The organism is Paraburkholderia fungorum, from assembly GCF_046026025.1.
Lineage (GTDB): Bacteria > Pseudomonadota > Gammaproteobacteria > Burkholderiales > Burkholderiaceae > Paraburkholderia > Paraburkholderia fungorum_E.
The window spans coordinates 142,312-160,589 of the sequence record NZ_JAQQFL010000015.1 but is presented as its reverse complement, the minus strand read 5'-3'; the positions used below and the strand labels follow the sequence as shown (position 1 = coordinate 160,589).

General features: G+C 62.6%; 14 protein-coding genes. 9 read left to right on the top strand and 5 right to left on the bottom strand.

Features of this window, described 5'->3' with window-relative positions; translation table 11 throughout:
• Positions 1-59: 59 nt before the first annotated feature.
• The 5 genes from PQR67_RS18450 to PQR67_RS18430 all read right to left on the bottom strand — a co-directional run bounded on the left by PQR67_RS18450 (position 60) and on the right by PQR67_RS18430 (position 6,388).
• Positions 60-2,024, bottom strand: a complete 1,965-nt coding sequence (locus tag PQR67_RS18450; RefSeq protein ID WP_408462109.1) for a beta-galactosidase — start codon at positions 2,022-2,024, stop codon at positions 60-62.
• A 42-nt stretch (positions 2,025-2,066) separates the two neighbouring features.
• Positions 2,067-2,918, bottom strand: a complete 852-nt coding sequence (locus PQR67_RS18445; RefSeq protein ID WP_408462106.1) for a carbohydrate ABC transporter permease — start codon at positions 2,916-2,918, stop codon at positions 2,067-2,069.
• 19 nt (positions 2,919-2,937) lie between these two features.
• A complete protein-coding gene (locus PQR67_RS18440) occupies positions 2,938-3,843 on the bottom strand; it encodes a carbohydrate ABC transporter permease (protein ID WP_408462103.1) in 906 nt (301 codons plus the stop codon).
• Between the two features lie 65 nt (positions 3,844-3,908).
• On the bottom strand, positions 3,909-5,162 hold the full coding sequence (locus tag PQR67_RS18435; RefSeq protein ID WP_408462100.1) for an ABC transporter substrate-binding protein: 1,254 nt from the start codon (positions 5,160-5,162) through the stop codon (positions 3,909-3,911).
• Positions 5,163-5,248: 86 nt separating this feature from the next.
• Complete coding sequence (locus PQR67_RS18430) at positions 5,249-6,388, bottom strand: ABC transporter ATP-binding protein (protein ID WP_408462097.1); 1,140 nt, start codon at positions 6,386-6,388, stop codon at positions 5,249-5,251.
• Positions 6,389-6,593: 205 nt separating this feature from the next.
• Here PQR67_RS18430 and PQR67_RS18425 point away from each other — a divergent pair, with 205 nt between their 5' ends.
• The 9 genes from PQR67_RS18425 (at position 6,594) to PQR67_RS18385 (ending at position 18,094) form a co-directional block, all read left to right on the top strand.
• Positions 6,594-7,610 (top strand): LacI family DNA-binding transcriptional regulator, encoded by a 1,017-nt coding sequence (locus PQR67_RS18425; RefSeq protein WP_408462094.1) that lies wholly within the window; start codon positions 6,594-6,596, stop codon positions 7,608-7,610.
• A gap of 184 nt (positions 7,611-7,794) precedes the next feature.
• Entirely contained in the window at positions 7,795-10,215 is a 2,421-nt protein-coding gene (locus PQR67_RS18420) for a penicillin acylase family protein (RefSeq protein ID WP_408462091.1), read from the top strand.
• Between the two features lie 238 nt (positions 10,216-10,453).
• Positions 10,454-11,926 (top strand): NAD-dependent succinate-semialdehyde dehydrogenase, encoded by a 1,473-nt coding sequence (locus PQR67_RS18415; RefSeq protein WP_408462088.1) that lies wholly within the window; start codon positions 10,454-10,456, stop codon positions 11,924-11,926.
• A gap of 379 nt (positions 11,927-12,305) precedes the next feature.
• On the top strand, positions 12,306-13,655 hold the full coding sequence (locus PQR67_RS18410; RefSeq protein WP_408462085.1) for an MFS transporter: 1,350 nt from the start codon (positions 12,306-12,308) through the stop codon (positions 13,653-13,655).
• A gap of 54 nt (positions 13,656-13,709) precedes the next feature.
• Complete coding sequence (locus PQR67_RS18405; RefSeq protein WP_408462082.1) at positions 13,710-14,927, top strand: acyl-CoA dehydrogenase family protein; 1,218 nt, start codon at positions 13,710-13,712, stop codon at positions 14,925-14,927.
• An 8-nt stretch (positions 14,928-14,935) separates the two neighbouring features.
• Positions 14,936-15,508 (top strand): 4-hydroxyphenylacetate 3-monooxygenase, reductase component, encoded by a 573-nt coding sequence (gene hpaC, locus PQR67_RS18400; RefSeq protein WP_408462079.1) that lies wholly within the window; start codon positions 14,936-14,938, stop codon positions 15,506-15,508.
• A 2-nt stretch (positions 15,509-15,510) separates the two neighbouring features.
• A complete protein-coding gene (locus PQR67_RS18395; protein ID WP_408462076.1) occupies positions 15,511-16,227 on the top strand; it encodes an EthD family reductase in 717 nt (238 codons plus the stop codon).
• 29 nt (positions 16,228-16,256) lie between these two features.
• On the top strand, positions 16,257-17,198 hold the full coding sequence (locus PQR67_RS18390; protein ID WP_408462073.1) for a LysR family transcriptional regulator: 942 nt from the start codon (positions 16,257-16,259) through the stop codon (positions 17,196-17,198).
• Entirely contained in the window at positions 17,195-18,094 is a 900-nt protein-coding gene (locus PQR67_RS18385) for a LysR family transcriptional regulator (RefSeq protein WP_408462070.1), read from the top strand. The genes PQR67_RS18390 and PQR67_RS18385 overlap by 4 nt, the downstream gene beginning before the upstream one ends.
• The last annotated feature ends 184 nt before the right edge of the window (positions 18,095-18,278 follow it).

The following is an 18,278-nucleotide window of genomic DNA, read 5'->3' as shown; positions in this document are numbered from 1 at the left end:
CCGCCGACAACACCCTCTTCTCGCTGCCTACTGACTCAAGCCTGTCGAGATGCGACGGGCTACGTATTCTTCCACGCGCAGACGTCGCCGGTTTTCAACCGTGACGACCCCAGCACAAACGTCGCATTAGCCGGTGCGGGCGCCTGCACGTCTTCAGGGCCGAAGTTGAACGCAAAGGTCAGATCGCCACGCCGGCGAAGACGCAAGCCGTCAGGCAGCCGCTGGGTCCCGATGTCCGCATCCTTCGCGGCCTGCTGCACCACCGCGCGATGCAACGCATGCGACAACCACCCCGCCACGTAGCGGACCCTTCCGTGGGTGAGAATTGCCGGCCACGCGTCGTCGAATTGCGCGTCGACGGTCGTCTCGCCATTGGCGCGCACGTGCTCGCGCCAATGCAGCGCGACGCCTTGCGTGTCGCCGATCGAAAGCGCGGGCGTCAACGTCGGGCGCAGCGTTTCGACTTCGAGCACCTGCATCGGCAGAACACGTTGCAACGCGCCGGGCGGCAAGCTCGACGGAATCGCAAAGCCTGGGGTCTTCGAGCCGCTTCTCGGACCGAAGACCCATTGCGCCGAACTCCGCTCGATCTGGCTGACGAGCGCATCGTCTATCACCGCGATACTCGGCACCACCACCAGCCGGTACGGCGAAAGATCGGCCTTGCTCGACACGATATCGACGTCGAGGCCAAGCTCGCGCAACGCCTCGTAGTAGTCGAACGCCAGCGTCTGATAGTCGAAAGTCTTGCCGTGACGCTGAATCTCGAACATCCACTGCGTCTCGTAGTCGAACACGATCGCGGTAGCCGCGCGCGCCGGTGCACCGAGTCCGGACAGCACCGCGGACGAAGCAATTTCACGCGCCGCCTGTTGCACTTCGAGGCCGCCTGGCGACAGTTCGTTATTCGGCAGATTGAGGCCGGAATGCATCTGTTCCTGCGCATACGGACACTGCCGCCAACGGAAATACGACACCAGTTCCGCGCCGTGCGCGAACGCCTCGTAAGCCCACAGCCTGACCATGCCCTTAGCGGGCACCGGATTCCACGGCGCCCAGTTGACCGGTCCGGCCTGTTGCTCCATCACCCAGAAGCGGCCGGCGCCGATCGCACGATAACGGTCATGATCGAACGCGGAGACATCTGGGTGCGCGGTGCGTGCATAACGCGCTTTCTGCTCGTCAGGCAGCGCGATCGACTCAGTGCGCGCAATCGGATAGCTGTCCCATGCGGCCACGTCGATCGTGTTGCCTTCGGCAAAGCGGTAGTGATCGAAAGTCGTGAAGAAGCCCATGAAGTTGTGCAGCAGGTCCGCCTCGGGAGCATGCTCGCGCAACACGTCGATCTGCTCGCGGTGGAAGCTCGCCACCTCGTCGGACATGAAGCGGCGAAAATCGAGCAGATGGATCGGATTGGCGTCCGTGGGCGTGAGTGTAGGCAGCCCGATCGCCTCGATCGAGGGATACTCCATGCTCCAGAACACGTTGCCCCATGCATCGTTCAACGCTTCGACGCGCTCATAGCGACGCTTTAGCCATGTCTGAAAGCGTGTCAACGCAGCACGCGAATAGCTCGGCACGGTCTCGTGGCAGCCGAGTTCGTTATCGGTCTGCCACGCAACGATAGACGGATGCCGGCCGTAGCGCTCCGCCATCGCAGCAACAATGCGCACGCACTCGCGCCGATATATTTCGCTGGAAATATCGTAGTGACGACGCGAGCCGAAATTCCAGCGCACGCCGTCCGCACGCACCGGCAACACGTCCGGGTGCGCGTCGATCAACCACTTCGGCGGCGACGCGGTGGGTGTACCCAGCACCAGTTTCAATCCCGCCGCGGCCAGCGTTTCGACGGCTTCGTCAAGCCATGCCCACTCGAATTCGCCGGCGCGCGGCTCCATCCGGCTCCACGCGAATTCGGCGATCCGCACATGCGTGATGCCGAGCTCGACCATACGTTTTGCGTCGTCGGCCCACATCGAACGCGGCCATTGTTCCGGGTAATAGCAAACACCAAGTTGCATGAGAAAGTCTCTTTAATAGATGACGCCAAACGGGCAATCCGATCAGCCCTTGCTTGCACCAAAAGTCAGGCCGGCGACGAAATGTTTCTGCATCAGGAAGAACATCAACACCGAGGGCAACGCAGCGAGTACCGAGCCGGCGGCAACGAGATTCCATGCCGTCGTCCATTGGCCTTTGAGCGCGGCGACGCCCACCGTAATCGGCGCGGCCTCGTCGCCTTGCGTGAGGCACAGCGCCCAGAAGTAGTCGTTCCAGACAAACGTGAAGACGAGGATGCCGAGTGCGGCGAGCGCGGGGCGGATCAGCGGCAGCACGATGCGGCAATAGATCGTCCATTCGCTGGCCCCTTCCACACGCGCTGCCTCGATCATCTCGAACGGCAACTGCTTGATGAAGTTGCGCAGAAACAGCGTGCAAAAACCGGTCTGAAACGACACATGAAAGATCACCAGTGCCCACACGCTATTGAAGAGCCCCACTTTCAGCGCCATGTCGCGCACCGGGATCATCAGAATCTGGATCGGCACAAAATTGCCGGCCACGAATGCGAACAGCACGGCGGTGTTGCCCGGGAAGCGGTAGGTCGCGAGAGCAAACCCCGCCATTGACGCCAGCACGATCGCGCCGATCACCGACGGCACCGTAATCAGCACGCTATTGGCGAAGTAGTGGAGCATCGGCGTTTGCGTGAGCGCCGTGCCGTAGTTTTCGATCAGCGCGAAATGCTGGGGCCAGCCCCAATAGTCGCCTTGCGACAACTCGTCCGACGAGCGAATCGACGTGACGAGCACCGCCAGCATCGGCAGCAGCCAGATCAGCAACGCGAGCGGCAACGAGGCTTTATATAACGCACGATTGAGCGGTTTCCAGCGTTCGACGGGAAGCGGATACATGACACGTGACTCCTGGAAATCAGTGTTCTTCGCGCAGCATGCGGCGCAGATGGAACACGATGTAGACGAGCATGATGGCGAACAGCACGACGGCAATCGCCGCGGAATAGCCTTCGCGGTAGTACTTGATCGCCTGGTCGTACATGTAATAGGCGAGCACGGTTGAACTATCGAATGGACCACCGCCGCTCATCACCGCGATCAGGTCGAAGCTGCGCAGCGCGCCGATCACCGTGAGCACGACGGCCATGAACGTGGCGGGACGCAGTTGCGGAAGAATCACGTGCCATAGCAGGCGTACGCCTTTCGCACCCTCCATGCGCGCCGCCTCGACCACCTCCGGATTGATGCCGGTCAGCCCGGTGAGATAAAGCACCATGCAGAACGGCGTCTGCGGCCAGAGCGCGGCGAAGATGATGCCGAAGGTGACGGTGTGCGGATCGCCGAGCACTGGAATGCCATGACCCACAATCAGGCGCAGCAAGCCGAAAGCGGGGTCGTAGAACCAGCTGAACACCAAGCCGACCACCACGCCCGAGAGCACGAATGGCGCGAAGAACAGCGACTTCACGACCCGCATGCCACGGATATGCTGGTTCAGATAGAGCGCGAACAGCAGCCCGAGCGGAGGCGCCAACAGAAATAGCGCGAGCCAGATCAGGTTGTTCTGGAGCGCCGTATAGAAGGTGTCCGCATGGAACAGTTCGATGTAGTTGTCGAAGCCCGCGAACGTCTTCGGCGTCATGCCGTCCCAGTTGTAAAAACTGAGCGAGATACTGTTGATGATCGGGTACACCACGCACAGGCAAAACAGCGCGCACCCAGGCAACAGGAACAAAAGCGCCGCGCGATGCTGATGACGGCGCGTCGTAGAGACGTGCCGGTGCCGCGCCGCGGGTAGGCGGCGCGCTGCGGAATGAGACATGATCGGGCCTCGTCGGAGATCGAAAGCGAGCGCCAGCGGTTGCTACTGCGCTGGCGCTCCGTGGCTTACTTCTTGTAGATACGCTTGCGGATCGCTTCAAGGCGGACCAGCAGGGCGTCGAGTTGCGACGGATCGCTGTAGAACTGCTGCATCGCCTTCATGCCTTCGTCGGCCATTTCCTTCTGCATGTCGCGATCGTAGAACTGCGCAATGCCGCCCTTGGTGTTGGCGAGCGTCTGGAAACCGACCTTCGAGATTTCATCTTCCGGTTCCGCCGCCTGACTGTTCGACGGCAACGTCCCCCAACCCTTCGCCAGATCGGCGTTGATCTGCGGCTGTTCCATGAAGGCCAGCAGTCTGCGGGCATCGGCCTTGTTCTTCGCCTTCGCCGGAATCAGCAACACGTTGACCGGACCGTCTTCGGCCATCGGCACGTTCGCGTCGATCACCGGGAAGCGGAAGAAACCGGTCTGCGGTTTGATCGATGCCGGAATGCTCGCCGAGAAGAACGTGCCCATCAGCATCATCGACGCCTTGCCATTCACGAGAAACGGCGCGATCGAATCGAGATCGTAGGAGAGCGCGTTGTCGATGAAGTAGTGATCGTCGATCAGCGTTTTCCACGCGGTATAGACCTTTTTGACGCGCGAATCGGTGTACGGAATTTCACCGGCCATCAACTGCTGGTGAAATGCGTTGCCGTTGATGCGCAAGTCCAGATAATCGAACCACGCGGCAAGCGTCCAGCTATCGCGCGCGGCGACGGCAATCGGTGCAACGCCGCTTGCCTTCAGCTTCTTGCAGGCGTCGAGAAACTCATCCCACGTTTTCGGTTCGCCTTTGATGCCGGCCTTCTCGAACAGATCCCTGCGATAGAAGAAGCCATAGGCGTCGTAACCGAGCGGTGCGGCGTACTGCTTGCCCTTATACGTCGAAGGGTCCTTCACCGACGCGTACTGCTGCGACCAGCCGTTCTTGCTCCAGTCCGACGACAGGTCTTCCAGCAAGCCGCGTTGCGCGTAATACGCCATGCGCTCGCCGTCATGCCACGACACGACATCAGGCGGATCGGTGGCGAGCCAGCCGCCCATCTGCACCTTGTACGCTTCCTCGCTGACGTAGGTCACCTTGAGGTCGACGTCGGGATTGGCTTGTCTGAACTTGTCGAACGCGTCCTGCCAGGTCGAGCGCTGATTGCCGCGCGCCGATACGTTGACGCTCAGCGTGGCCGCGTCGGCCGTGGCGCAACTGAGTGCGCCGGCCACCACAGCGGCCGCGATCGACGCGTGTGCCAGACGGCGAAGGCGAAGAGAAATCATCTTGTGTCTCCTTGACTACCTTGTTGGCTGACAGCAAGCCGCTGTCAGACGATGTACCCGCTCTGTGGCGGAATAGGGTTTTCCGATCAAGCGGCAACGCGCTCGGGTTCGAACGCGCTGCGTCGCAATGCAACACCTTCGGCATCGAACAGATGACACGCGAAAGGTGGCACATGAATGCGGATGCGCTCGCCCGAACCAATCGGCGTATCGCCCGCAGCCTTGGCGATCAGCGTGCCGCCCGCGTGATCCGCGTGAATGTAGCTGTGCTCGCCGAGCCGTTCCGATAGCACCGTGACGCACTGAATGGATTGCTCGTCGCCAACGAGCCGCAGATGTTCCGGGCGCACGCCGAGCGTGACGGGCTGGCCCCGCTCAAGACGCTCACCCTCGACGTGCGCGATCAGCCGCTCGCCGCTTTCCTTAAGCGTGACGGTCACCTTGCCCGCTTCGATCGAATCGACCACTGCGTCGATAAAATTCATGCGCGGCGAACCGATGAAGCCCGCCACAAAGCGCGACTTCGGATGGTGATACAACTCGAGCGGCGCGCCGGTCTGCGCAATACTGCCGAAGCGCTCCGCGTCCGCGCCTGCGTGCAGCAGCACGATTCTGTCGGCCAGCGTCATCGCTTCGACCTGATCGTGGGTCACATAGACCACGCTCGCGTTCGCGAAACGTTGGTGCAGACGGGCGATTTCGACACGCGTCTGGCCGCGCAACGCGGCGTCGAGATTCGACAGCGGTTCGTCGAACAGGAACACGCCCGGTTCGCGCACGATCGCCCGGCCGATCGCAACACGTTGCCGCTGCCCACCCGAGAGCGCTTTCGGATAACGGTCCAGGAATGCGTCCAGTTGCAGAACGTGCGCGGCTTCGCGCACCTTCCGCTCGATGACGTCTTTGGGTTGTTTCGCGAGTTTCAGGCCGAACGCCATGTTGTCGAACACGGTCATGTGCGGAAACAGCGCGTAGCTCTGGAACACCATCGCGACGCCGCGCGCGGCAGCGGGCACGTCATTCACGAGGCGGCCGCCAATGTGCAACTCGCCTTCGCTCAGGTCTTCGAGACCGGCGATCATTCTTAGCAGGGTCGACTTGCCGCAACCCGAAGGCCCCAGAAACACGCAGAACTCGTGCTGCGCGATCTCGAGATTCACGCGCCGGATCACCGGCGGATGGTCACCGTACGACTTCTGCACGTTCGTAAGACGAATCGTAGCCATGCTGCTGCCTCCTGGATTTAACCGCTTAAATTTTTGTGAAAAATAAACGGCCGGCTCTTGTGCAGCAGGCATTTAATCGCTTAAATTCGATCTCGAGGGAAAAAGTCATGGTGGGTGTCTCCGCTGTGTTTTCCAGAAACTTATCAACGTCGCCGGTTGCTTGCAACATTTGAATCGCGCTCCCTGAATATGGGATAAATAGAACATGGTCACCCTTTCCGAAGTAGCAAAGCGTGCACACGTCACCGCCGCTACCGTTTCCAACGTGCTGCGCAACCGCGAGAAGGTCCGCCCGGAGACGGCCGAACGCGTGCTGAAAGCGATCGCCGAGCTCGGCTACCGCCCCAATCTGAACGCGCGCGCGCTGGCGGAGGGCCACTCGTCGACCTTGGCCTTAATGTTGTCGAACATCTCGAACCCGTTCTATCCCGAGTTCGTGTTGGCCGCCGAGCGGGCGGCACGCAAAGCGGGATACTTCCTGATGGTTTGCAATACTGACGATGATGCGGAGGTCGGCCGTGCGTATCTGAACCAGATCGCCGGCACACTCGCGGACGGTGTCCTCGTGATGAACACGGACATCAAGTTCAACGAATTGTGCGCGTCGGCCACGCACAGCGCGCCGATCTTGCTGGCGATGTGGGAACACCCTGAAGCGCCGCCCGCACTGCCCTGCATCGCCGTGGATTTTGCCCATGCGGGCGCGCTGGCCGCGCGGCATCTGCTCGAACTGGGTCATCGCGAGATCGGTCTGCTGATCGGCGACGGGTGCGGCGGCTTGCAGGATGCGCGCTCCAACGGATTTCGCGCGGTGGTGCACGAGGCAGGGATCGAAACAGACGCCGCCGCGATATTGCAGATCCGCGACTCGATCGACGCCGGCTACGCAGCGTGCATGCAGTTGATGGCGAACCGCCCTCACCTCACCGCGATTTTCGCGACCAACGATCTGCTCGCGATCGGCGCGGCCCAGGCGTTGATCACGCTCGGCCGGTCGGTGCCGAACGACGTGTCGGTGATTGGCATTACAGACATTCAACTGGCGCATCAGGTGCATCCTGCGTTGACGACCGTGGCAATCCAGACGGCGACCGTCGCGGAGCTGTCGATCGAGAGTCTGATCCGTTTGATCCAGACGCCTGAACAGCAACCGCCAATGGTGCTCGCGCCGCCGCCACAACTCATCGTGCGGGCATCGACCGGGCCGCGGCGCATGAGTTGACACGGCGTTTTAACCGCGCCCGCAGGCTCAAACCCAACAAATCTGCTTCATTCCGTTTACAGTTTGCGGCAAGCACTTAAAATAAGTCACACGAAACACCGGCGTCTGAATGGATCCCGAGGTTGATGGCGATTCCACGGACCGCCTTCGATGCACACCGCGTCGACAATCAACCGGAGGAGACATGCAGACAGGACGCAAGCTCGCAGCAGCCATCGCGTGGGCCGGATTGACCGCACTCACATGCCATGCCGCCAGCGCCGACGAAGTGCCGGTGCAGACCATCACACTCGCAGGCCTTGCGCACCCCACCGACATTCTCATCGACCACTGGGGCGTGCCGCACATCTTCGCGGCGAATGAAGCCGACGCCTTTTTCGTTCAGGGTTTCAACGCGGCACGCGACCGTCTCTTTCAGATCGATTTATGGCGCCGCCGCGGCCTCGGCGAACTCGCCGAGGTATTCGGTCCCGCGTATGTCGAGCAGGACAAAGCCACGCGACTCTTTCTCTACCGTGGCGACATGAACGCCGAATGGAAACGTTACGGCCCGGACGCCAGGCCCGTGGCCACGCGTTTCGCCGCCGGCGTGAATGCGTACATCGACTGGCTTGCGGCGCATCCGGACCAGATGCCCTATGAGTTTCGCAAAGTCGGCTACTGGCCGGCGAGGTGGTCGGCCGACGACGTCGTGCGCATTCGCAGCCACGGCCTCACGCGTAACCTGACGAGCGAGGTTGCGCGCGCGAAGGTGGCCTGCAATGGCTCGCTCGACGCCGACTCGGTCCGCTTCGGCTTGCAGCCGGCGTGGAAGCCGCAGATGCCCGAAGGGCTCGATCCCTGCTTGCCGGACGACGTGCTGAAAGTCTTCACACTCGCCACGCAGAACGTTCGCGTAACCCGCGAGTCGTTGAAGAGCGCGGACGCCTCGACCACCGTCATTGCCGCCGCCGACAATCCCGAGGAAGCCACCGAAGGCAGCAACAACTGGGTCATCGCGCCGGACAAATCGGCCACCGGCCGCGCGATCATGGCGAACGATCCGCACCGCGCGTACGCGGCACCGAGCCTGCGCTATATCCAGCAGATCAGCACGCCGACGCTCGACATCATCGGCGGTGGCGAGCCCTCGGCGCCTGGCGTGTCGATCGGGCACAACGGCGCGATCGCGTTCGGCCTGACGATCTTCAACATCGATCAGGAGGACCTCTACGTCTATGAATTGAACCCGGCCAATCCGCATGAGTATCGCTACCGGGGTCACTGGGAGCCGATGCATATCGTGCGCGAGACCATCGCCGTGCGCGGCGGCGCACCCGTTGTTGCCGATCTGGCGTTCACCCGGCACGGTCCGGTGATCTACACCGAAGACACGAAGCACCGCGCGTTCGCCGTACGCACGGCATGGCTCGCACCCGGCATGTCGCCGTATTTCGATTCGGTACGCTATATGCGCGCCAAAAATTTCGCGCAGTTCAAGGATGCGCTATCGACGTGGGGCGCGCCAACCGTCAATCAGGTGTATGCGGATACGCAGGGCGACATCGGCTGGGTGCCGAGTGGTCTCGCACCGAAGCGTCCGAACTGGGACGGCCTGATGCCCGTGCCAGGCGACGGCCGTTACGAATGGGCCGGCTTCTGGCCACGCGACGACATGCCTTCGGCCTACAACCCGAAAGCCGGTTATGTCACAACCTCCAACGAGATGAACCTGCCTGCGGACTATCCCAATGCCGAGCGCAAACTCGGCTTCGAATGGACCAACGATTCGCGGCATCAGCGTATCGACGAGGTGCTCAAGGCGCTGCCCAAGGTGTCGATTGAGGACTCCGAGCGCTTGCAGAACGATATTGAATCGATCCCGGCCCGGCGCCTCGTCGCGCTCCTCACGCCGCTCACGAGCGACGACCCGGACACGCGCGCTGCCCTCACCATGCTGAAGGGCTGGGATGCGCAGATGCGGGCCGATTCCGCGCAGGCCGCGCTCGAAGAGGTGTGGCTCAGCCGGCATCTCGGCAGCGCGTTCAAGAACGCGGTCTTGACGAAGGCTGCCGCGGCGTCGTTCGGCGCACCGGATACCGCCGTGATGCTGGATTCCCTCGAACATCCCCAGGCACGTTTTGGCGAGAACGCCGAGGCGAAACGCGACGCCGTGATGCTGGCGAGCCTGCATGACGCCTACCGCGAAATGGTGCAACTGCAAGGCGCGGACGCGAGCCGCTGGCAGTGGGGCAAACTGCAAACCAACCTGAACGCGCATCCGTTTGCCGATCTCGTCGATGCCGGCATGCGCGCCAAGCTGAACGTCGGACCGCTCGGTAAAGGCGGAAGCGCCTACACGCCGAATCAGTCGACCTATCGCGCGAGCGACTTCCGGCAGACCAACGGGCCGTCTTTCCGGGTCATCGTCGACGTCGGCAACTGGGACAACTCGCGCGCCGTGAACCTGCCGGGCGAATCCGGCGATCCGGACAGCCCGCACTATCGCGATCTTGCGCAGATGTGGCTCGACGGCCAGTACTTCCCGTTGCTTTATTCGCGTGCGGCCGTCGAGGCCGCCACCGAAAAACGCATTCATCTCGTGCCGGGCGCGCAGACGAATTGACCCGCGCCACCGTTGCCACAGCAGAAAATGCTGTGGCAGCCTGAAAAAAACGCTTCCCGCACCGTCCATGCACCCATGGGATGATTTCATCGACTGCGGCGTGCGCGTAGCATCAATCTACCCGTCGAACGGGATCGACCCGAATCGCCCCGAATCGACCGTATGTGTGCGCGGCCGCGCCGCCGCATCGACGACCCGCCCTCGCCTCTTGGAGGGGCACCCCGAAGGAGCAGCCCCAATGTCTCTCGCCTTGACTCGCCACGATCTGATTCGCCCGCAAAACCTGATCGACGGCAAGTGGACCGACGCCGCCGAGCGCGCCCGCTTTCCCGTCACCAACCCGGCCACCGGCGCATTGATCGTCGAAGTCGCGAATAGTAACGCCTCGGACGCGCGCGCCGCCACCGACGCCGCGGCCCGTGCTTTCCCCGCATGGCGCGATAAGCTGCCGCGCGAACGCGCCGAGATTCTGCGCCGCTGGCACGCGCTGATCGTCGCCAATACGGACGACCTCGCGAGACTGATGTCGATGGAACAAGGCAAGCCGCTCGCGGAAAGCCGTGGCGAAGTCGCCTACGGTGCGTCGTACGTCGCCTGGTTCGCCGACGAGGCGACGCGCATTTACGGCGATCTGATCCCGCAGCAACAGCGCGGCAAACGCATGAGCGCGGTGAAGGAACCGGTCGGCGTGGTCGCGGCAATCACGCCGTGGAATTTCCCGCTGGCGATGATTGCGCGCAAGATCGCGCCCGCGCTCGCCGCCGGATGCACGGTCGTGGCCAAGCCCGCGGAAGACACGCCGCTCACCGCGCTCGCGCTGGCAGCGCTCGCCCAGGAGGCCGGTTTGCCGGACGGCGTGCTGAACATGCTGTCGGCTTCGCGTGAAGCGGGGATTGCGGCGGTCGCCGATTGGCTCGCCGACGCGCGCGTGCGCAAGATCACGTTCACGGGCTCCACGCCGGTCGGCAAGCATCTTGCCCGCGAATCGGCCGGCACGCTGAAGAAGTTGTCACTGGAATTGGGCGGCAACGCGCCCTTCATCGTGTTCGACGACGCGGATCTCGACGCCGCGGTCACCGGTCTGATGGCCGCCAAATTCCGCAACGGCGGCCAGACCTGCGTGTGCCCGAACCGGGTTTATGTGCAATCCGGCGTGTACGCGCGTTTCGCCGATCTGCTCGCGAAACGTGTCGCCGCGCTGAAGGTTGCGCCCGCAACCGACCCGGATGCGCAGATCGGCCCGATGATCAACGAACGCGCGATCGACAAGATCGCCCGGCACGTAGAAGACGCCGTCAAACACGGCGCAACAGTGCTGACCGGCGGCAAGCGCTTGACCGAACTCGGCCCGAACTACTATGCGCCGACCGTGCTGATCGATACGCAGGACAACATGCTCGTGTGCTGCGAAGAAACCTTTGGGCCGGTCGCGCCGCTGTTCCGCTTCGATGAAGAAGCCGACGTGATTCGCCTCGCGAACGACACGCCGTTCGGCCTCGCTGCGTACTTCTACACGCAGGACGTGCGGCGCATTCACCGCGTCGCGGCTCAGCTCGAAGCGGGCGTGATCGGCATCAACGAGGGTGCCGTGTCGAGCGAAGCCGCACCGTTCGGCGGCGTGAAGGAATCGGGTTATGGCCGCGAAGGTTCGAAGTACGGGCTCGACGATTACATGTCGATCAAGTACATGTGTCAGGGCGGTCTGGATTGATGGGTTTCTGATACCGCTTCACGAGATCGGCCATGCTGGTAAGGCGGAAGTCGATCTCCCCCATCTCCCTCCTCCAGTCGATCAACGTCCCGTAGCAGTCGAATGTCGGCGCATCGAAACCGGTGAGCGGCACACCAATCTCCCTCAGTTGTCCCAAGCAGGGTCCGTGTACGGGTCGTGATTGCCGCCCCAGTACGCCACCTCCCGCGCATCCTCCCTCGTCATGCATCCCATTCATGACGCTCATTTTTGTCCCTAATTTGACCGGGTTTTCTCGCGGCCCTATGGTTCGGCCATGCCTGCCGGATTCGTAGCGCCGCCCCCGTCGATCAGCATAGTTGGGACGCGGAACCCTCAACCTCGTGACCTTGCCCATGCCATGAACGCCGACGCGACCGCCGCTCTCTCTCCTCTGCCCGCTGCTATTCCGACCAGCAAGGTTCGTCGCGCGGTGACGACCGCTGTGCTCGGCCAGATCCTCGAATGGTATGACTTCTTTCTCTATGGAACCGCCGCCGCCCTGGTGTTCGGCAAGCTGTTCTTTCCGGTCGGCAGCGATCCGCTGACGGGCACGATCGCGGCGTTCGGCGGCTTTACCGTGGGCTTCATCGCGCGGCCCATCGGTGGCGTGCTGTGCGGCCATATCGGCGATCGCTACGGTCGCAAGACCGTCATGATGCTGACGCTGCTGGTAATGGGCACCGCCACCGTCTGCATGGGCCTTCTGCCGACCTACCAGCAAATCGGCATCGCGGCGCCCGTCCTGCTCGTGCTGCTGCGCATCCTGCAAGGTCTCGCGGCGGGTGGGGAATGGAGCGGCAGCATCCTGCTGATTCACGAAAACGCGCCGGCCTCGAAACGCGGCGCGCTGGCGGCATGGAGCCCGTGCGGCGCAGCGTTCGGCTTCGTGCTGTCCACCGCTGCATTCCTGTTCGCGCAGACGCTGTCGCCTGCCGATTTCCACAGTTGGGGCTGGCGCGTGCCATTCCTGTGCAGCGCCGTGCTGGTGGCGCTCGGTCTATGGATGCGCCGCTCCGTCGACGAAAGCGCGGAGTTCGCCGAAGTGAAGGCCACGCGCCGCGACAGCCGCATGCCGGTCGTCGAGGTGCTGCGTGAATGTCCGCGCGAAGTGCTGACGGTGTTCGGTCTGCGCTTCGGCGAAGGCGCCGCGTCCTACATTTTCTTCGCGTTCTCGATCGCCTACAGCCAGTTCGTCGGCATCAAATCAAGCTGGGTGCTCGGTGGCCTGACCGTATCGATGCTGCTGATGATCCCCGTTTCGCTGCTGATGGGACGTCTCACCGACAAAATCGGCCGCAAGCCGGTCTATCTCGCCGGCGCGATTGCGATGGTGCTGGTCGCGTATCCGTACTTCACCTTGCTCGGCTCCGGCGTGCTGTGGAAGGTCATCGCGGCACTCGTGCTCGCCAACAGCATCACGCTCGGCATTCTGGAAGGCGCGCAGCCCGCCTTCATCAGCGAACTACTGCCAGTCCATCTGCGCTTCTCGGGCCTCGGTATCGGCCGCGAGATTTCGTCGGTACTCGGCGGCGGACTCTCGCCGATGGTCGCGACTGCCCTGCTCGCCCATTACCGCAGCGCCGCGCCTGTCGCCATCTACCTCGTCGTACTTGGCCTGATTACCGTGCTCGCGACGTGTCTCGCACCTGAAACCTTTCCCAAAGCGTTGCGGCTTCAGGCGCAACGCAAAGAGCAGGACAACGCCTGACGCGCGGCCGACGTCACGTCCTCAACCCCTCATTCATTTCCCTACGCTGTCATCATGCAAAGCCTTCAAAGCAACAGTCTTTCGACGTACGCCTACGAACCTCGCGCGATCGATCACGCGGATCCTTACCCTGAGTACGCAGGTCCCCTTCCGCTCGACGCGCTGATCGTCGAGATCGAGCGCCGCCGCGACGAATTCGATCAGGTGTCGCATGTTCCGCGCGACATGGTTGCAAAGATGAAACGCGCGGGGATTTTCCGCGCGAGCACGCCGCAGCGTTTCGGTGGCGACGCATTGCCGCCGTCGCAATTCCTGCGCATCCTCGAACGCATTGCCATCGCGGACGGCTCGACCGCCTGGGTTGCCGCGTTCGGCTCGGCGAACACGTATCTCGCCTCGCTGCCGATCGAAACGCAGCAGCACATTTACGCCACCGGCCCGGACCAGGTCTTCTCCGGCGGCCTCTATCCGCTGCAACCGGCCACCAGGGTATCCGGCGGTTTCACGGTCAGCGGCCAATGGCACTTTGCCAGCGGCTGCAAAGGTGCGGACTGGATCGGTGTGGGGATCGGTGGCACACCTGCCAATTCGGGCGATGCGGACGCCGGCAAGCCCTTCACCGCCGTATTTCCCGCTCATGAGGTGGAGATTGTCGAGAGCTGGAACGTGGTCGGCATGCAGGGCACCGGCAGCCACGACTTGCGGCTGCACGACAAATTCGTCGACGCGCAATGGACGTTTGTGCGCGGCGGCAAGCCGTTGATCGATGAACCGCTCTACCGCTATCCTGCCGTCGCCTATCAGGCGCAAGTGCACGCCGCCGTCAATGTCGGCCTCGCGCGCGCAGCGCTCGATCAGTTGACCGGCATGTCCGGCTCAACCCGAACCACCACCGGCGCGCCGCGTCTCGCGGACCGCGCCTACTACCGCGCAGGTCTTGCGAAAGCCGAGGCCAACTGGCGCAGCGCCCGCGCGTTTTTCTACGAATCCGCGGAAGCCGCATGGCAAACGATCGTCGCCGGCGACCCCGTCACGCAGGAACAGGCCAACCTGCTGCGTCTGAGCGCGACGCACGCCGCGCAAGTCTGCGCCGAGGTCGTGATGCAGGCTTACCAGATGGCGGGTATCGCAGCGATCTATCGCGAGAACCGGTTGCAGCGTCTGGTGCGGGATTCGATTGTCGTGACCCAGCACGCGTTTCTTGGCGAAGGCACTTACGACGCATCCGGCGCGCTGTTCGCAGGCGTGCCGCCGGTCACGCCTTATCCCTGATCCCCCTGATGCAACCCGCACTCCACCACCGCGAGGCAGACACCGTGACGATCGAAGACACCAGAAAGCGTTTCCGCGACGCCATGGCGTGCCTGCCGGCCGCCGTCAACGTCATCACCACGGACGGCCCAGGCGGCCGCTGCGGCATCACCGCGAGCGCCGTGTGTTCGGTGACCGACGCGCCGCCGACCATGCTCGTCTGTATCAATCAGGCCAGCTACGCGCACGACATCCTTCATCGCAACCGCAACGTGTGCATCAATGTGCTCGCCGCCGAGTACCAGGCGCTCGCGCAGGATTTCGCCGGCATGACAGCGGGTTCGATGGACGAGCGGTTCGAACGTCACGCATGGACGAGCGGACAGACTTCGGTGCCCGTTCTCTCGGATGCGATTGCCAGTCTGGAAGGCGAAATCGTCGACATCAAGACGGTTGGCTCGCACTCCGTGATGTTCGTGCAGATCCGGCACATTGCGCTGCGATCCGACGGTGACGGGCTGATTTATTTCGGGCGGCAGTTTCATCGCCTGGTGCGACCGCCAGCGGCAACCCCATGCGCTCACGCGCATAGCGCGAGGTAAGCGTGGAAGTCTGCTTCTTTCTTCTGGCCCACTGCGACGACACGGGCAAAGCGCGGCGGCCTACCGACACGTCGTGGCTCGAAACGGCATCGCGGGAAATACAGGGGTTGACGCGTTTTGTGATCCATCTGCCCACAGAATCGCCACATGTCGATCCGCAATCGAAGACCCACGCGTCAGGCCCACAGTGCGTGTTGCAATGGTATTTCGACGATCTCGGTCTACTCGAAACAGCGCTTCAAACTACCGGCGCGATGCACGGAATCGTGGATCGCCTAAAAAACGTTACCGAACACGACCTCACGTTCGCACAGCAGGTCATGGCCGTCAGGCCATTCGCCACACCGGATTCTGGCGACGCCAACCCTCGCGCCGAACGATGCACCTACCTCGTCAGCTACGAAGGCGAAGCGGAAGATTTCAACGCATGGCTGACGCACTACCTCATCCACCATCCCCCGTTAATGGCGCAACTGCCCGGGATTCGCGAGCTGGAAATCTACACGCGGCTCGATTTCCGCTCCGGTCTGACGATTGCGCACGCCACCGCCATGCAGCGTAACAAGGTCGTCTTCGACGATTCCGAAGCGCTCGCCGCGGCATTGGCGTCGCCGATCCGCGCCCACATGAAGCAGGATTTCAACGCATTTCCGCCGTACAGCGGGCCCACCCCGCATTTCCCTATGCACAGCATTTACGGTAATCTGAAGCCGACATAAACACCCCTCATTGCCGCGCTCGGAACGTCATGACAAAGTCGCATCCCGGCATTACGGATTTGAACTTGCTGCGCGTGTTTCTGGCCATCTCCGATCTGCGCAGCCTGACCGCCGCGGGCGAGCGACTCAACCTGACGCAACCGGCGGTCAGCCATGCGCTGCGCCGATTGCGTATCCTGTTCGATGACCCGCTGTTCGTTCGAACGCCCACCGGCATGGTGCCGACCGACGCCGCCTTGCGCTTGCACGCGCCGCTCACGCAGGCGTTCGGGATCATCAACGAGGCGGTGCAGCAACTCGCGAAATTCGACCCCGCCACCGCACAACGTGTATTTCACGTTTCCATGTCGGACATGTCGGAGTTCTATTTTCTGCCGCCGCTACTCACCATGCTCGAGCAGAACGCGCGTGGCATCCGCATCGAGATCGCGAACTTCCCGGTGGACTCGGTCAGCGCCGCCATGCGCAGCGGCAAGGTCGATCTGGCACTCGGCTATGTGCCGGGCCTCGATCCGGGCTGCGTGAGCAAAACCCTGTTCGTCGACGAACATGTCTGCGTGGTGCGGGCAGGCCACCCGCTACGCAAGCAGAAACCGACCAAGGAAGACCTCGCGGGCTTGCGCTACGTCTACGCCAGCACCAATGCAACCGGGCACAGGATGGTGGAGCAATGGCTGGAAGAGTTGAATTTGCGCCGCGATATCGTCTTGCGCCTGCCGCATTTTGTGGTGGCGCCCGAGATCGTTCAGCATACCGATCTCGCGGTCATTTTCCCGAGGAGCATTGCGCAACGCTTTAACCGCAACAAGGCGTTTCGCATTCTGCCCTTGCCGTTCTCCCTGCCGCCTATCGAGATTCAGGTCCATTCGCACTCGCAGTTCTCGGCGGACCCGGGCATTGCATGGCTCCTCGATGTGATTTACACCCTATTTCATCGGCCGTCGGCCGACAGCGGGACGACACCTGTATGAATCTTCGGGCTTTACAGTGCTTTGTGATTCTGGCGGAAGAGCTCAATTTCAGCCGCGCAGCCGAGCGGCTGCATATCGCACAGCCGGCGCTGAGCCAGCAGATCCGCTCGCTTGAAGAACGGCTCGGTACACAACTGGTCGATCGGGCACGACGCCCGCTGAGTCTGACCGAGGCCGGCCACTATCTCTGCACGGAAGCGCGTCAGATACTGGGTTCGCTGGAACAGGCGACCCTTGCCACGCAGGAGATCGGTGTCGGCCGGCGCGGCTGGCTCGGCATCGGCTTCACGCGCTCGTCGATGTACAGCATCCTGCCGCCCGCGCTCAAGGCGTTTCACAAGGCATTCCCGCAGGTCGAACTCAAACTCTTCGAGTTGCTTACCGAGGAACAGACCGATGCGTTGCGCGACATGCGTATTCACATCGGCATCGGGCGGCAGCCGTTGGCGGTTGACGGCTGCACCTCCTATCCGCTGCTGCGCGAGCGTGTCATGGTCGCGCTCGAACCGGGCCATCCGCTTGCCGCGCACAAGACCGTGCGGATTGCCGATCTCGCCGATACGCCATTGATTCTGTATCCGAAGCATCAGAACGCGCAGTTCAAACGCTCGGTGCAGACGCTCTATCGCGATGCGGGCGTGACCCCGCTCGTCGCTCACCAGGCCTATGAAATACAGACCGCGATCGCACTCGTGGCAGCCGGTCTCGGCGTGACGTTCATCGGCGAATCGGTGGCGCGGCACGGACGCACCGACGTCGTGTTCCGCCACCTGTCCGGTCCCGGTTCGGCGTACCGATCGACGCTCGCGGCCACGTTTCGCACCGACGACGCGTCGCCCCATCTGCGTGCTTTCCTCACCTGCCTTCCCGCCCCGCTTGCTGATGCCGCACTATAAGCAAAAACCTATACAAGCATAAGCAAGCAATCTTGGACTCGCGCTCCGAGCGTTCTTATCATGAAGTTCCTGCTCCAGCCGCCGCCCGTTCCTGGTCGCATCGACCCATAAAGACACGAGCAGCGGCCTCGGCAGTCCGCCGTCAAACGCGCGGCCAACGGGACACGGCCGGCGTTCGATCCGG

Coding starts and splice junctions, on each gene's coding strand:
- PQR67_RS18405 (WP_408462082.1), top strand. CDS start 13,710: ATGCAAAGCCTTCAAAGCAACAGTCTTTCGACGTACGCCTACGAACCT.
- PQR67_RS18390 (WP_408462073.1), top strand. CDS start 16,257: ATGACAAAGTCGCATCCCGGCATTACGGATTTGAACTTGCTGCGCGTG.
- PQR67_RS18450 (WP_408462109.1), bottom strand. CDS start 2,024: ATGCAACTTGGTGTTTGCTATTACCCGGAACAATGGCCGCGTTCGATG.
- PQR67_RS18415 (WP_408462088.1), top strand. CDS start 10,454: ATGTCTCTCGCCTTGACTCGCCACGATCTGATTCGCCCGCAAAACCTG.
- PQR67_RS18410 (WP_408462085.1), top strand. CDS start 12,306: ATGAACGCCGACGCGACCGCCGCTCTCTCTCCTCTGCCCGCTGCTATT.
- PQR67_RS18440 (WP_408462103.1), bottom strand. CDS start 3,843: ATGTCTCATTCCGCAGCGCGCCGCCTACCCGCGGCGCGGCACCGGCAC.
- PQR67_RS18435 (WP_408462100.1), bottom strand. CDS start 5,162: ATGATTTCTCTTCGCCTTCGCCGTCTGGCACACGCGTCGATCGCGGCC.
- PQR67_RS18420 (WP_408462091.1), top strand. CDS start 7,795: ATGCAGACAGGACGCAAGCTCGCAGCAGCCATCGCGTGGGCCGGATTG.
- PQR67_RS18425 (WP_408462094.1), top strand. CDS start 6,594: ATGGTCACCCTTTCCGAAGTAGCAAAGCGTGCACACGTCACCGCCGCT.
- PQR67_RS18385 (WP_408462070.1), top strand. CDS start 17,195: ATGAATCTTCGGGCTTTACAGTGCTTTGTGATTCTGGCGGAAGAGCTC.
- PQR67_RS18430 (WP_408462097.1), bottom strand. CDS start 6,388: ATGGCTACGATTCGTCTTACGAACGTGCAGAAGTCGTACGGTGACCAT.
- PQR67_RS18445 (WP_408462106.1), bottom strand. CDS start 2,918: ATGTATCCGCTTCCCGTCGAACGCTGGAAACCGCTCAATCGTGCGTTA.
- hpaC (WP_408462079.1), top strand. CDS start 14,936: ATGCAACCCGCACTCCACCACCGCGAGGCAGACACCGTGACGATCGAA.